Annotated in this window: 1 protein-coding gene (only partly in view); it reads left to right on the top strand. The window is 59.9% G+C overall.

All coding sequences use genetic code 11. The features are described from left to right. Positions 1-123: 123 nt before the first annotated feature. Positions 124-17,692, top strand: the 5' portion of a protein-coding gene (locus ACWKY3_RS12290) for an SdrD B-like domain-containing protein (RefSeq protein ID WP_449316694.1). Its footprint extends 12,347 nt past the window's final position; 17,569 of the gene's 29,916 nt are visible here — the first part of the coding sequence; it begins with the start codon at positions 124-126; its stop codon lies beyond the right edge, outside the window.

Raw genomic sequence — 17,692 nt, 5'->3', positions numbered from 1 at the left:
ACCGGCGAGTCCGGTGAACCCGACGAGTCCGGCGGCTCCGACAACTCCGACAAGCCCGGCGAGTCTGACGACCCCGGCAACCCCGACAAGCCTGACGGCTCCAACGTCCCCGGCGACGACGCTTTGGCCGACGCCTCCGCCAACAATCCGGCTCTCGAAATCCCCGACGAATGGCAGCCCCCCGAGGGCTCCAACCGCCTGCCGGGCATGTACGCCGACCTGGACACCGCCCTCGCCGACCGCATTTCGCTTTTGCGGGCGAGCCAGATGACCCAAGACCACTTCCAGCCTTACCTGACTCAGGACGGTGCGGAAAAGGTCAGCGACAACCTGTTCATGGTAAGAACGACGGACGCGCCGCCGACGGTTACGCTCCAAGCTGCTATGACCTCGCTTCCGGTGGGCGGCTATTTGAGCGGCGTTGAGTTTCATCTGAACATCCCCTATCTCTACCAAAATGCCGGCGGCGCGCTGGTGGGCGTGTACACTGAGGCAGAGTGGGAGGCCAACAAAGCGAATAATCCCGCAGCCAATGCGGATAACAAGCGCATGTACTTCACCATTGACAGCCCGGATACCTTTTTCCAATACTATCAGTTGTACAAAGACCCCGGGGACGGTACGCCCCTCACCGAAATCACCAAAGAAACGTACAGCGATGAAAAGGGTCTGACCGGCAAGTATATTCTGAAATACGTTGGTGCGAACGGCCTCGGTCAATTCGACAACCAGTTCCAACGAGCCACCTTCAGTCTGCGTTTCGCCGGCAACATTCCCGAAAACGCGGGCGGCACCGTTCAGCTCGGAGGAACTGCGGACAGCTGCTACAACCGCGATGGAACTCTGGTTGCCCAAGGGCCAATTAAGATTTCGCCTGATGACTCAAGCGGCACGCTGGTGCGCCAGATGTCTTTCATCGTGACCAACCTGAAATGGGAGCATGCGGCCGAGTGCGTCCACACGCCGGTGCTGTGGGATAAGTACAACTATGCCGTGTACAAGGTCACCATCACCAACACCTCTCCGACAGAAGACAGCGTGATCGACCGTTTCGAACACTTCTTCCGGTTCCAGAACGTGACCACCGACGGGGGCTGGGGCATGCGGCCCGAGGATCTTATGGCCTGGAAGGTGGAAGACGGCCAGATTGTTCCGAACGATAATTTCGACGCGCAGCACAACGAGCTGACTCTTGTGGGCGTACCGGGGCAGGGCGGCGCGCTCATATACGACACCACCGCTTGGACCGACGATCAGTACAACCAGCTAGACATGGCCACGTTCGCCAACGTCAAGGACGTTGACCCCAACGCCGAGAGCATCTGCTATCAGACAGGCGGCCAGGACGGGCTGATCTCGTTCTACACCAAAGACGGCGAAGGCACCCTCATTTCGACCGAGGGCGGGGCGAAACCCGACAACAAGGACCACACCACGTTGTTGGTGGCGCTTCCCTACACTACGAACATCCCCCGTAACGGGCTGGGCGCGTCCGAGGTGTTCCAAAGGGCGTACTTCGAACTTGAAACTACGGTTCACTTCGGCAAATTGGGGGAGAACGACTACACGTGGACCAAGTTCTTGGAAACGTCGAATGGCTTTGACGAGCCGGATCCCGGTTTTTCGCTAGAGAAATGGGCTATCGACCGCAGCAGCGGCGACGGCAGCGAGAGTCTCTCGAATCGTGGCAAAGACCGCTTAGGGTATTTGAGCGGGTACGTCATCAACAATATGCATTCTACTGGCAATATGCCGCTCTTCGGATCGCGGGCAAGCGGCGGAGACTTCGACTCTACCGGTGAGCTGGAGCCCGGGCAGGAGAGCCATCCCGAAGGCAGCGATATCGGTCCGGCGTTGGTGGACACCCTGCCCGGCGGCTGGGAGTTTGGCAACGTGGAGATCACGCTGCCTCAAGTTGAGGCCGAGGCGGAGGGTGAAGAAGCGCTCGGCCCGCAGCTGTCCGACTACTACTATGTGGCGGAGGGCGAAGAGCACCCCGAGGCTGCCGCGCTCCAATTCGAAGTGGAGGACAGCGCGGGAACCCGTCAGTGGATAGGGCTTGACCTTCCTCCCACGCGCATCGAGAACGAAGAGGACGGCTCCATCAAATCTGTTACCTGGCGCTTTGGCGGCGAAGAGCGCGCCAATTCGCTGGCGGCCGAGTTAGAAGCTCGTGGCTATGGTGCCAAAGTGGGGTCGAGCGCCGGACAAAACGGCCTGTTCACCGGACGTTTCCGCTTGCTTTTCCACGAGCCTGTGGGCACGACCGAAAAGATTCCGGGGCAGGTGCAGGTGAACGGCTTCATGCTGGAACCTGGCCCTGCGCACGATGCCAAGGAGTACCTCAACTCGGCACGCTTGGAGTACGCGCAGCGTTTGTGGGTGACCGCTTCTCAAACGGCCGGCGACGGGGTGCAGTCCGGGTACCAGTACTTCAACCGTGCGAGCGATCCGGCAACAGCGGTGCTGCAGCCCCTGTTGCCGCTCGCGCCCACGGTGGACGCAAAGGCGTACGCCGATGCGGATCAGGCGGCCGACCCCGATGCCACGCTGGAGGATAAGAGCAGCGTGCCGCTGGACGTGCACTCGGCGGGTTGGCGTTACTTGTTCGGCAATCCGGGTTCGTCCATGTTTGAACCTGCCCAGATCACGGTAGGCCCGCTTCCGCTGGTGGACACCGGCGAGAACAAGCTCATGTCCAGCGTGGAGGTGTCGCACCTGTCGCTTTCCCCCGGGTTGGTGGAAACACTGGGCGATTTCGCTGGTATTGACGTGACGTACCGCGTATACGACGACAACGACGAAGAATGGAAGACGGCTACCAAGACCATCGACTCCAATCAGATCAAGAGCTATTTCGATCAGGATGCGAACGCGTACGTGATTCCCAACTCGTATTGGGCGTGGATACCCAGCGAAGACGATCCCGACAAGGACAATCCGTATCGCCAGCGACTCTTGGAAACCGTGACCGTGCGCTACGATCGCGTGTACGGCAGCCAACCTGCCGAAGACATCCAGGCGTTCATCGACGTGTTCGGCACGGGTAAAGTGGTGGGCACGTATGGCGTGGAAGCGGCGTTCGAGACGCTGTATCAACAAGAGGATTGGAACATGCGAGGTGCGGATACCTCCGTGCTGGAGGTGTTCCCCGTAGAGCCTTGCGTGAGCTCGGTTGCCTACACCGATGCGCAGGATCCCAACCAAAATCCGCTGATCACGTTCGCCGATGCTCCGGAGAAAAACCCGCTGGAAGTGCCGCTCAGCCGTCATCAGAGCGGTTGGCGGTTCACCATATGGAACAACAGCGCCGCGTTGATGGAGCCTGCGCTCATCACCGTGGGCCCGCTGCCGCGCAACGAGTCCGGCAGCGAGCCGCGTGGTTTCGTGACGTCGCACGTGTCGCTGTCGGCCGAGCTTCTGGCATCGGGCGAGGGCGTGTCGGCGTCGTTTGCGGTGTACGATAACGCCGGGGGGCAATCTACGGTCGATTTGGACTGGGACGGTCTGAAAGGCTACTTGAATTCTGAAGGAGACTTGGTGGTGCCCGCCGAGGCGTGGGGCGGCGGTTATTTGGCAAGCGCCACCGTCCGCTTCGAAACGTTTTGCGGCAATGCTCCCGCTGGCGGTATAAACGGAGGAGCCTACGTGGACGTGTTCGGCACGCCCACGTTGATGGATGTCATGCATTTGCAAGCGGAGTTCTCCACCGACTACGAGGTGGAGGAGTGGAACAAGTCCTCCGCCGACAGATCCTATATCGCCACAACCACTATCAAACCCACGGTGACCTCCTCATACGGATGGAGTTGGCAGGGCGCCGAGCTGAGCGGCGCCATCCCGTACCGCTGGGGTTTCGCTGAGGGCGAACAAGCATGGGTGCAGGCGCAGCTGGCCAACCCCACCGAGGCGGAGGCCGACAAGGTGGCGCTGGATGTGTCCGCAAGCGGCATCACGGCGGATCCGCTTGCCGGTGCACGAGGGTTTCTGCCAAACGGGGTAGCGATAGAGGGGTTCCGGGACGCGGCTGATGCGCCGGCCACGGGCGAAGGCGCACTCTGCGGGGCAGACGGAGCAGCCGGTGGCAGGGCGGCCGTGCGTCACGAATCGGGCACCATCGAAGGGGTGGAGCTGTACGCGTTCAACAACCTGCCGACAGAAGGCGATGCCGTCGTGCCGGTGCGCTCTTTCGACGCCGAAGCGCTGACGAAATGGATTGACAACGGTGTGCTGACCATTCCGGACACCGAGTTCCCGCAGGATGCGCCGGTGGCGCTCGTGCGGGTGAAGTACGCCCACTTGAGTGCGCAGTCATCAATGGTTGTGCGTATGCTTGGATATATGAACACGCACGGTGCTCCTGCGGCGGGCAGTGCGAACCATACGTACCAGAACTCCATCACCACCTCGGCGCACTTCTTCCCGGTTACGGATGCTTACGGGGATGGAATCGAGCGCAAAAGCTCTGCGACGGTGCTCATCGGTCAGTTGGGGACTGCCACCACGGCTCGCTCTTTCAAGCCGGCTGACGTGCGGCCGACTGACGGGCCAATTGAAAGCACCGACGGCGGCAGCATAGAGGTGGCGGCGCATGCGGAAAACGTGGGCTATCGGTTCTCCTTCCAAAACACCAGCCACGCGCGTTCTGACGAATCTACGATAACTCTGGACGTGCAAGGCATCGCACGTCGCGGTGCCGAAGATGAAGACAACACGGTACGCGGTTTCCGAACCAAGACGGTGGAGGTAAGCGCCGACATACTGAAGCTGGGCACGAACCGCGATGGCTCCACGGCGTTCGAAAAAGCCCTGCTTTTCTTCCTTGATCCCACCACGGGTGAGCAGGCAGGAGGGGCGTTTGAGATGGACGCGCAGGCCGTGCAGAGTGCGCTGGCCAGCGCGGATTCGTTTACGCTCACGGTGGGCGAGGGAATGCTGGCCGACCGTGCGGGACAGTATTTGAGCAAGATAGAGTTGCGATATGCTTCTATTGATCCCGTTACGTCGGGCGCAACGCTGGGCATAGAGCTGACGGGCAAGGCCGACTGGTACGATGACCACGTGGCCGCGCAGACTTTCGAGCAGAAGGGCGCGTTCGACACGCGCATCCCCAGTTCGCAGAAAGCCGTGCTGCGCGTGGAGCGCCCGGCGGCTGAGTTGCACACCTACGTGCAGTACGCCACTGCCGATGATGGCACCGAGTGCGAGGATCCCAACTACACCAACCGCGGAGGTTCGGACGACAACACGCGCACCCAAGTTGTGGTGCCCTACGACCGCGACTTCACTATGTGGGCCACCGTGCAAAACGAGCGCAACGTGTCGGTGCTCGACGACCTGGATGTTGTGCTGACTATGCCGTTGAAGTACGAGACGGGCATTAAACAAGAGGATGGTTCCACGGTGGACGCGTGGACGGGCTTCCACGTGACCAGCTTCACGGTGAACCAAGATATTCTGTCATGCTTCCCGCAGGGGCAGGTGGGCACCATCCGTCTGACCGGTTATGCGCCAGACGCTGATGCGAATGCCAGCGCGGTGGCGAAGGAGTTGCGCCCGGTAGCCGATCCCAGTGCGAGCTGGGATGCGGGCGACACAACGTTGAGCGGCAATGAGGTAGCCGGCTTTGTGGATGAACGGGGAACGTTCTATCCGGTGGAGAACGGTCAGGTAACGATTGAGGAGAGCGCTGTTGCCGCCCTGGGCATTCAGAACCTGCTGACCATAGAACTGGTGTCGTGGAAGAACATGCAAGAAGACGACGCCAGCGCCAACTCGGAAGCTGAGACGCAGGTCATAACGGTGCACGGCTTCGAGGATAGCATGTTCGGCACGGAGGACACGTTCCAAGCGCAGACGATCAATCATCTGGGCGGATTCCGCGCGGGCGATAAGGCTTCGTCCTACGAGGTGAAGCGTACTGACTTGTCAGGCGTGTATGTGAGCAAGATGTACTTCGACGCCGTTAACCGCGTGGGGTATTACGACGAGGATACGGCATCTTCCGGTCAGCGTCTGACCACCTACACGCAGGGGACGATGGATTCCAACCATGCGCGGCAGTCACATGGCAACGTGCAACCTGAATATGGAGAGCAAAACTGTGCGTTGAACTTGGGATACAAGGCCCAAGGGTCGTATCTGGTTGATTTCCGACAGGTGAATAGCCTTGATGGGCCGGAATACTCGTGCTACATGCAATACGGGTCGTATCGTGACAACGAGCAGAGAGAGATAAGCTATTACAATGATGCCATCAAGCCTGTTTCGTATAACACGGGCTTGCAGATGACCATCAACCAGGAGCTTCCCTCCGACGTGTTCGATGCGTATTACGTGCTGGTGCGTGCGCAAGCGCTTCCCTTCCTCGAGAACATGGACGTGACCTATGCCGATGGCTCCGTTATGAGCGTATCGGGCGATGAAGTGCGTGCGCAGGCAAAAAGCGGTGCGGCCGACTCTGTGCGGATGGATTCGGAGAGCAATCCGTACTTCCGCCTGAACCTGCTTCGGTTGGAGGACGGCGAACATGTGCCCGACTACGGGAAAGATAGCGGTGACGCGTACTCCTACCGCGACCCGTTCAGCGCCTACGAAACCGATGCGATGCCTAAGGGCGTCCAGCTGGTGGAAAGCGTGTCGTACACTTTGAGCATCAACCAATGCCAGTACACGGATGCGATCAACCAGGCGGGTGATGGGCGCGGGAATACAGCGAATCTGCCCGACTACGGCACGTGGTTCGGCGACAGCCTTCAATACGACAATCCAGACTGGATCAACCTCATGTCGTTTGAGGTGACGGGTCGTTTCTATAAAACATGCGACAATCGACAGAGCGTCACCACGGTGACAGTACGAGCGGGCGGTGACTATTCGGGTAACAACCGCGCAGGGCACAAGGCTGTCACGCGCTACGACGACGGTAGCGGAACTTCGAGCCACAAGAGCGAGTGGTCGTACGACAACAGAAAATGGGGTCATAAAACGACCTATAGTCATGTTGATTACGAAGGCCAGATGAGTCATCTGCAGACGATCAGCCAAGTGTCGGTGATTGACGATGGCAACTATGTGCGCAAGGGCGTGAACACGGATCTGGCGTACGAATTGGACGTTGACGATAGCGTCAAATTTGCGGACGACCAGAAGTTCTACGTGTCGTTTTACCGGAAACACACGAACAATCTTGTCAGCCTCTCCGGCTCAGACTACAACGATTGGAATTACGGCCGCATATCGTTTGCCGACCGCGTGGTGTTGCAAGATACCTTCCCTGTGTGCTTCCCCAATGACGAGTTGGGGTACTACGGGTTTTTGAGCACGGGGATAGGGATTCCGGCTGACTCCGGCGTGCTGAGCAAGCTGCAAAGCCAGCTTGCCAAGCAGCAGGGTGCCGTTGCGCCCGAATTGAGGCTGACTACCAAGCAGTGGCAAAAAGATGAGTCCGCTGTGGGTGGTTATGCGGAAAACGAGGGTGCGGCGCGCACCATTGCGGTGACCACGAAGGGCACCTTTGAGCGAGACGCCAGCGGTGCGGAGCGGAAGCTGTCGGATGAGACGATTGCCGATCTGCTGGATGCGACAGCTGCTGACGGCACGGTGTATGTGCAGTTTGCGCGGCCTGATGAAGAGCCGGCCGTTGAGATCAAAAGCATGGTGGAGACAGGCGGGAAACCGTTCGTCATCGATCTGCACGAGAACGAATTTATTGCCGAATTGTCGATTGAGCTAGGTGCATATGCCGGTGACGTGGATGGTGCGGGCGAGACGGATCAGCGCTACAACGGCGAGGCTGACGGCACGGAAACGGATATTGACCTGCACGTGCTTGGCCGACCTTATGTGTACGGCAGCCAAGAGAATCCCCTGACAGGTGGCGCAACGGCTGTATCTGATGCTACGAATACGGTGAGCGCTATCAGTTATCTGAACGAGGATCCGGATACGCCTATCTCTTCGCCTGCATGGAACTACTACGACAATCATGACAGATCTTCCGACCCGGCAGCGTTCACCGGCTACTTGATTCCGCTCCGGTATCGCTACACACTGCACGGTGAAAACGATGTGACGGACACGCTGTGTCCCGTGGTGTACGACTTTAATGAGAACAATGATGCGCCCACGAAGACTATCTACGAGGCTCGTTTCCAAAACGTCGAGGATGGAACGCCGGGAGTGGATGACGCCAAGCGCGCTTCCCATATCAGCCATGTGACGCTGACGAGCGCTCTGGATGACAACTCGCGTCTGCAGACCGTTTACGTGCCGCAGCGTCTGGTGCCTGGTGGTCAAGGATATTCCGAAAACTGGCTGCGGGTGGTTTCCCTGTCGTTCGTGGCGAACGGGAAGACGGTGGAGCTGTCGTGGGAAGATCTCGTGAATGCGGGCGTGGTGTCCAGTCAGGCAAACGCAAAGGGCGATTATGAGGTTGACCTAGAGGCATACCTGCGACAGGATTTGAAGAATCAGCTGGATGGTGACCCGGACACGGTGTCCCAGGAACTGGTGACCACGTATAAGGCCACGACGGATACCAACAGCATCAATGGTTACAAAGATGATCCCGCAGTGGACGTTGAGTATGCCAAGGCGCACGTCAGCAGCATCTCGCTGACGTTCGATTCCCCCAATGCCGACCGCTATGACCCGACCACCATGTTGGATTCGGGCAAGTATCTGGCTAACGAAGAGGGCGGGTACGCGTTCTCGTATGAGTGCGTGCTCGTAGACCGCACGCTCGATGCGTTCCAAAACTCCTCATCTGTTGATGAGGGGTGGGACCGTCTGGCTACGCCGACATTCTCAAAGCAAGTCACGACTTCCTACACGTACGCATCCATATCATCGGATGCCACCTCCATACGGCACGATTTGTCGGTGTCCAATGTGGAGACGAAGGATCCGAATCATAACATTCCAAGCGCTGCAAGCTCCGATCCTACGTTCTTCTACCATGCGCGTCATCGGCTTGGTTTGCTGGAGATGAGTATGGCTCGCGGCACGAAGATAACGGTGGAGGGTGCGGACGGCTCGCCCACCGAGCGGACCCTGTTCGCCTACGACCGCGACGACCGCTCGCTTGCGTCTCCGTCGAGCGCTGATCCGCTGGCCGGTGAACCCACCAACATCCCCGACCGTAACCTGTATGCAGGCGACTATGTGGAGTACACGCTCACCATTCAGGCGGGCGAGGACGCCGGTCTGCCGCTTGAGCAGGCAACCGGCCGCTTCTCTGTTGCCGCAGGGCAGCGTATTGTAGGCTGGGAGGTTGCTGACGACAGCACAGCTGTGGGCGCGGATGGTGCGCCGCTTCCCGTGACGGCCAAAATAGGCTCGGTGGAGGGTGGCGCGCAGGGTATGCGCGAGGCTCCGGCGCAAGAGGACCTTTCCGTGGCGGAGGGGCAAGAGCAGTACGAGCAGAACCGCGAGCTGGTGTTGACGGTGGGCGATGCTTCGCTCAGCCCCGATAACGCACAGATGCAGCAGGGAACGTTCGTGAACATTCGCGTCATCACCCAGTTGACGAGCGAGCTGGGCGATGACGGCTATGACAGCGAAGAGGGTGTGGCGTTCCAAGATGACGAGCCTGCATGGAAAGGCAAGTCGCCCACTGCCCAGTTCATGGTCACGGCAGCGCCGAAGCATGGTTTCGCGCAATACCGCGTGCGCGATGTGCGCAGTGCGCGCTATCCAAGTAAGCAGATGAACGCGCTTTACGGAACATCCACGTCGTACAATACAAGCTACAGAACCGACGATGGTTCATCGAGCACGTCTTTCTATCGCGAGATCACCCAAGATTCCCGTTTGGATGGACAAGAGCAACTAGGCATCCGCGCCACTTCGGCACTGACGTTCTATACGCATTATGAATATAGATACTCCAATGCAAGAATTGCTGCGGAGTGGCTGGAGGTTGATCCCAATGCTGGCAGCTCTGCCACCGTTGAGAAAAACCCGGCCGACACTGACGGCAACCCCATGAAGCTTACGGTGTCGGATTTGAAGAACCCCACCTACCATGTCGAGGATATGACGGTGACGGTGCTGTTCACCAAAGATCACGATGAAAAGGGCAACCCCGTGGGCGCGCCTATCTTTGAGTTGACGGACACGCCGAAGCTAGCATCGTCGGTGGGTTCTGCTGACGGCCTGAAAGACGTGGGTTATCCCGAGGGCATCGTTGAGAGCGAGGCTGGGCCAGACCCCGACACGCCGGGTCGTCCTGATGTCAAGGTGGAGTACTACGAGCCGAGTCAGGGTGCATGGCTTGAGTATGATGCGCTTGAGACGCTCATGAAGCAGCAAGGTCCTGCCGAAACGGATCACGTGGTAAACGACAGCGTGTTCCGCACAGCTACCGGCGTGCGCTGGACGTACTACGATGTGCCTGCGCGTGCGGAGGGCGATGCAGGGGAGTTTTTGCTGGATGATGTGGCGCTTATCGGCGTGGGTCGTTACCACGATGTGCGGTTGGACGAGGGAACCGTGGCCAGCAAGGAGCAGGCAACCAGTTGGAACTTCGACCAATACCTTGACGTAAGTTTCACGCATCGCCACAACGAGAGTGAGCCGTTGTTCTCCAAGGGTTCCGTGGAGGTTGAGGCAGCTCCCGCTCTGCATGGCACGTGGCTCACGAAGCAGGATGATTACAACGATTATGTTCGTGTGACGGTGTCGCGCCGCACGCCTGTGATGCAGTTCCATAACCAGGTGTTCCAGACCCAAGAACAGGCTGCTGCGGGTTATGACGCGGAGGCCGACCAGAAACTGGGCTACATTCCGGGCGAGACGTTCTGGTACAAGGATACGCTGCGTAACGTGAAGGAGGGTACGAACCCGGGTGTCAGCGACTTGCAGGGCGAGTTGTATAACCCCGTGTTTTACGAGCGCATACCTGCGAATTACTTAAAGCAGGCATTGGGTGCTCATGCCGGGGTCGATATAACGGCCGAGTATTTGGAATCGTACATTAAACAACACCTGCGTTGGACGGATCGCGATGGCAACGATGTAACCGCCGCGCGTACGACCGACGTGGGCATGGAGCTGTCCGTTGAATTGGCGGATGCATCCGAGGCCCCTGACTACGGTGGCGCCATGACGTATGCCTCCACCTCGGAGGTTTCCACGCCAGCGGGCGGTAAGCCATTTGCCGACCTGAACCCCACGGATTCCGGTGTGAGTGAAAACACGACGTTTTATCTGTTCAAGATAAGCTGGGAGCCGGCGGCTGGCACCGAGGGCGGTAATCCGGCTGATGCGACGGATCTGGCGCCGGTTGATCGCGTGAAGGCGGGCAACACGCGCATGGAGGTGGGCGACACCATAGAGCTGTGGTTCCCCGTACAAGCGGCACTCGATGGGTTGCCCCAGGTGTACACGGATCTAGACCAGGCCGCACTGTCGTCGGGAACGACGGGTGCCGAGCCTGCGTATTTCCCACGTCTGGGCGAGTACTCGGCGAATTCGTATTCATCGTATTATTACAGTCATTATGCCGATCCTCTAGGGGGCGAGTGGTTCACTAGTACTGCGTTGCCGTCTTACTATGCAGCGATTAAGGTGAACACCAGCAATGTGCTCATGGATTTGGATTCGCTGTTGCACGAAAGCGGATTCACGGGCGATCGTCCCGACGATACCGATTTGTGGGAAACGTTTGACGGTTCGCTTGCCTATCTGCCGGGAGATAACAGCGACAACGATGACAGTTTCTTCGATACGGACATGCGCACGCTGAACAATTGTCAAACAGCGCGCTATTCACCCCAGCGTCCCAACGACGCTACGACAGAGTCCTGGCCAGAGGCCAAGCATTACACGCGCACCGATACGTCTTCGTCCTCTACGCATGCGCGGTATGCGCTCTCCTTTGACAAGCTGTGCCTCACGCCCCGCATTGGCGCGCTCTTGGAAAACGAAACCGAAGTTCCGGTGGTGTGGAGCCAAACGCGCGTTCATTTGCAGAAAGCCTGGATAGCCACGGCAAGTGAGTTTGCGGTAAAGGGCGATGACCCCGCGATGGACAATGGCTCTGCGCCAAACTACGAGAGCGCTCGTGTGTACGAATCGGGCCGCGATCCGCATTGCGATTACGCGGGGAACCCCACATGGTGGGACGATGACAACAGAGGCGTTCTATGGGGCCAGCACACTACCGCGCTGCAGTACAACCAAGATTTTACAGCGCGTCTGCAGGCGCTCAACTACGGCGACCGTACGCTTGACGGCGTGGAGTTCACGTATGTGCTGCCACGTGGCGTGGAGCCGGTGTTTGCCGACGACGGAAGCATGGTGGAGGTGGACGCCAAGGTGTTGGAGCAGGCCGTGTCTGCCGCTAACCCTGGCACCGATCCATATGCCGAGGAAACATGGAACGACATCCCCGATGACCTGGTGAAGGTTGAGGTAGTGCAGCGCCCCGATGGTGACTACGAGGGTTACGACGCGCCGAGCGCCGCGCAGGACCCGGCTGCGTACCGCGACGGCAAGGTGCTCAAGGCAAACGCAGAGGATTTGTCTGCGGATCTGAGCATGTCGTCCTATGAAGCCGTAGCTGCTGCGGCAGGTGACGCTGAATCGTATCGCGACAGCTCGCAGCCATGGGTGCTTAAAATTACCGTAGAGCAGCCCCTGGGCAAATGGTTCTATCGCGCGCAGGACGGCAGCGAGGTCAACACAGCCGACCCCGACGGTTACGCCGACGGCGGCTACAAGATAAACGTGGACGTGCCGGTGCACGTGTTCGCAAACAACGCCAATGGCGAATGGAACGACCGCGTGCTGGTGCGCCCTGTGGACACGAGTCGCTCCGAGGGCATGGGTAGCCGTTCGAGCGCCTACTACCAGGTGTTCGATATCGACCACTGGGAGGGTGCCACGGCGCAGGCCGATAAGGCGCACAACGTGCAGCCCTACGGCATGGATTGGCGCTGGTCTTCATATTACGGAACTGGGCGCAGCCAGCTGTACGGCTCACCCAATATGCCTGCCGTCAACGGCAAAACCGTGCAGAACAACACGGTGTCTGCCGACGATCTGAGCGTCAAGGTGGCCAACACAAGCGCCATTGCATGGGGTAAAGCGTACAAAGACGCCGGGAGCGAGGCGCCGCTCTATGCGCAGACGGGTACTACGGCCGTGCAACGTGAGCCGCTTGTGCGCGTGTGGAACACGCTGGGCGAAAACGGCGTGAGCGGCTCTGTGGCCGACTACTACCTGATGCAGGAAGCTGATCATCGCCAGTTGAACGTCCATGTGGAAAACCGCTATTGGTGGAACGATATTCAGAAGACGTCATATCAGAATCATTACCACAACTATGCCACTGACGGTGGTGCGCGGGGCGACCTCGTGCTGCCTGTGGTGACTACGGTGCTGCCGCAGGGCATTGCACCGGTTGATAGGGATACCGGTCTGCCGTACAGCCCTTCTCCGGATGTGGAGCAGAATTTTGACCAGGCCGATTGGGGCGTGTCCTACACCGATGGCGCAACGGCGAACGAACCCGACGCAAACGCGGAGGATATGCAGCCCGGATTCCGAGCCACGGTCACCTACGAGAAGGTGACGATGACCGATACTGATGGCGACACGGCGGCTTCGGATGGCGAGGAGTACCGCTACGTGGTGCGCTTCTTGCCGCAGGACGACGACCTGGACGCTCCCGACGGTGCCGTGGGCGCCGGCAACAGCGAGCAGCGCATCAAGTCCGATGGCGCGGGGTTGTTCTCGTTCGATATTGTGACGTACGAGGAGCCTGTGCGCGAAGAGGGCGATCCTGAACAGGTGGAGAACTCCTACGAGAACGTGCGCAGCTACGTGAGTTCGGCCATGGGCGGTTACCGATTCATAAGCGACACCGACATAGGAGGCAATCCCTATTTGGTGGGCGCCGAAAAGCAGTCGTCGGGAGATCTGCGTTTGGATGCCCGGGCGAGCAAGGATTATCCGACTGCGCCCGTGCCTTCCAATTGCATGGCCGACGAGGGAACGCGCGAAGAGGTGCCCTTCAATTGGCTGCCCGGGTTCAGCGGAACCTATGCCGAGATGGGCGACATGCGAAACACCACGGCAAACGAAGAGGGCGATGTGTCCCTGGGCGACGTGGTGGAGCGTGAGGGGCTGCCTTTGCTGGTGGAGGACTACGCGTTCCGGCCGGCGTGGTCGCTGACCGAGGAGAACACACAGGCGCTGGATGGCGATGACGCTGCCGTCTATCAGGATGCGTTTTCCAATCGAGCGGCGGGGAGCGCCGATCAGATTCCCGACGCAGGTTCGTATGCCGCTTTGAAGCTGCGGACGTCGTATCCGTCGTTCACCTCCTCCTATGAGGTGGAGGCCGATCCCGTGCGTCCGCTTGACGGAGCCGACCCCTCCGCTACGGGAACGACCAATACCGGGGACGGCGCGAAGGGCGATCTCGCAGGCGGCGACGGCGAGGTGTTGGACGCCGACGGCGGCAAAACGGGCGAGGCTGACCAGTCGTGGCAATACGGCGATGAGCCCTGGTATGCTCTCACAGTGAAGAACAACCTGGCGGATGAAGAGAATCTCGGCTCGTCGGGCGCGTTGGCCCACGGCAAGCTGGTGTTCTCGTTCCATCTGCCCGAACAGGTGACGTTCTACAACAAGGCCACGCTGGACTCCAACAACTATGCCGATTACGAGGACGACGACTACCAGTTCTTCGTCGAACGCACTTATACGCCACGCGGTCAGACCGATCAGGTGATCGAGACCCTGACGCCCAAGCAGCTGCGCGCGGCCGGCTGGACGGTGAACGTCACCGCGCAGCCCGACTACGGTGCGAACAATTACAGCGATCCCGATTACGCCAAGCCCGACTACGACGATCCCGACGATGCGGGTGCGGGCAGCACGGCCAAGCCGAAGTCGCACGAGGGCGAGGTGCTGGTGGTCGAGCTGGCGCCGCCTGACGACGCCACTGATGCGGAGTTCGATGGTTCGAACAGCATGCTGGAGGCGTACTGGAAAGACGGTATCCGTCCGGACGGCTACTTCGGCATGGGCGATGTGATCACGCTCAAGGTGCGCACGGTCATCGACAACCTGGGCGACGAGGAATCTGCTGCCGAGGGCATGCCCGAAACCTACCGCGAGCAACTTGAGAACATTCGCACCTGGGACGGCGAGGGCTCGCAGGCGTACGTGACCACGCACGACCGAACCCTGGGCTGGACGGACGAATGGACGCACACCTATTCCGACAACTACACCGGAGACGAAGGCGCGGCAGGGGAAACCAAAACCAAGCCCAAGCTGCCCGCAGACCCCGATTTTCCGGTAAAGGACTTCTCCGACCAAACCCCCGACCGCTTCACGTTCGACAATCGGGTGGAGGATGCGCCGGGGTACCTGGACGAGGGCGACCCGAGCAATCCGGATGACGACGTGCAGGTGCCTGACACGGACTACGATGCGGACGGCGAGCTGGACGACATCTACACTGCGGCCGCCGCCGGTTGGTTCAAGGTGGCCAAGCCCAGCGCTTCCATCCGCGCTGATACGCTGGATCAGCGCAGTCTGGTGTCCGATCCGGACTTCGGCGTGGTTTTGGGCGATGACGCTCACGAACGCGGGTCCACCACCATGATGGTCACGCAGGCCATCAACACCGGCGGCGCGGTGAACAGCTTCATCGTGGATTGGCAGGTGCCTTATTGGGCTACGGGCCAAGGCTCGGTGCTGGATGCGCCTTTTGGAAACTCCTCCATGGCCATCGGCCGCACGCAGCCGGGTGTGGAGCGCGTGAGCACCGGCGTATGGGAGATTGGCGGCACCGAGTACACCCAGGAGGAGAAGGAATCCATAGAGCAGCAGCTGCGCGTCTACGTGCTGGTGCGCCAGGCGTCCACCTCCTACACCGATTCCGCAAACGGATACGAGGAGCAGAACGGACCTTCGTATCAGGACAAGGAGAACTTCGCGCTGGCGGGCACTTCCAAGGATCGCGACTATTACGAAGCCGGCGAGTGGAAGCTGGTGGGCGATCCGAACGGCTATGCCGTCTCCGACAAGCAGAACGTGGAGATACCCCTATCGACCGAACGCGGCAAGGACGTGCGCCAAGTACGTTGGATTATCACTGCCGGCTCGCTGGACGATACGAACGCTGGGCGCGCTTGTCCGGTGCCGCAGGGCCTGCGCCTTGCGGTGGATGCTGCGGTGGACGACGATGCGTCCGATGAGACAAGGGAGTTCACCTTCGGTTCGCAAGAGCCTGACGACGTTGACCCGCAGCGCGCCAACGTGGGTTGGACGCCGTTGAAGAATCCGGACGGCACAAGCTATCAGCGTGACAAGTACGGCGTGGTGAGGATTGAGGCTCAGACGCCCATGCCCGGAGGCATCACCAGCAACGCTGCTGCCGTGGTGTGCAACACGCTGGTCATGGAAACGCCGAGGATCCCCGAAGGCGCTGCGGCCACCAGTGCCGCAGAACTGCCCACCTATGTGGCGGTGGACGACGATGATCTGGCCGAGGCCGAGGCTGCGTCTGAGGCTGCGCTTGCGGCTGACGAATCCGCTGCGGTGAGGGAAGCCGCCAACGGAGGCGGAGCTTTCGTGGCCTCTACCGACGAAGGATTGGAAGCCGCTCGGGCTGCGGGCCTGACGGTGCTCGATGTTGGCGATGGCGATGCGGGCGGCACCGAAACCGACGATGCAGAGAGCATCGTGCCCACGTCCATCGTGCATCTGAATCACTTTGCAAGCGCCACGCCGCGCTACGATGACACGAAGTACCTGCGTTCGGACGACGCGCGGGCGCGGGCGGGCTTCTACCGCGACCCGGAGTATCCGTATCTGGCGTTCGATATGCATCAGTCCTATTTCGAGGGCGGAGGTTTGAGCGGCTACGCATGGAGCAATTTCTCCACTCGCCCCACCATAGATCCCCGGGCTTCGCGCATGATGCGCTACCAGCTGACGCTGAGCAATTTGAGCAACGAGCAGCTTGAGGCGTTGGGTCTGTACGACGAACGTCATGGGGAGGACTACTGCTCCAATCCGCAACTGTCGGTCATTCTTCCGTTCATCGAGGCGTTCGGGGCGGCCGAGGGGTTGACGCCCGACGACTTCGAGTTCGTTTCGTACGACAACTATACAAGCGAAGACTGCCCGTTGAACCCGGCGTACACCAGCAGCCCGATCATTGAGAAGAAGCCCGTCTTGGACGATGAGGGCAAACCGACATACGACGACAACGGCGAGCAGGTGTTTGAAGAGGTTACGCGTCCTGCCGCCAATCTGGACGACGCCACGCCGCTGTGGACGTATTATGTGGCTGAAACGGAGATGAGCGCGAGTTCTTCCGGCGACTACTCTTTCACGCCGGGAGCATACCAAGAGCAAAGCAACGGCGGTTTGGGGATGCCCGAGCCTTACGTGGGCGGCGACCTCCTGGTGGCCGACAAGCTGGGTTCTGCGGACAGCCAGGTGAACCGCGAGTTCATGAGTTGGCACTTTGCCGGCACCGAAGACAGCGGCAACCAGAACCTGGGTCGCCTGGAGGCGGGCAGCACGCTGGTGGTGGAGTTCATGATGCCCATTCGCGAAGATGCGAACGGCGCCCTCGTCAAGGAGTTGCTGACGGCTTCGGGCTACGGCTACAAGCAGGGCAACTTCAACGGGTACGTGCCCGCCGTGCAAACCGGCGAAA

Source organism: Rubneribacter sp. (assembly GCF_965361815.1).
This window is presented reverse-complemented; position numbering and strand designations above follow the sequence as displayed.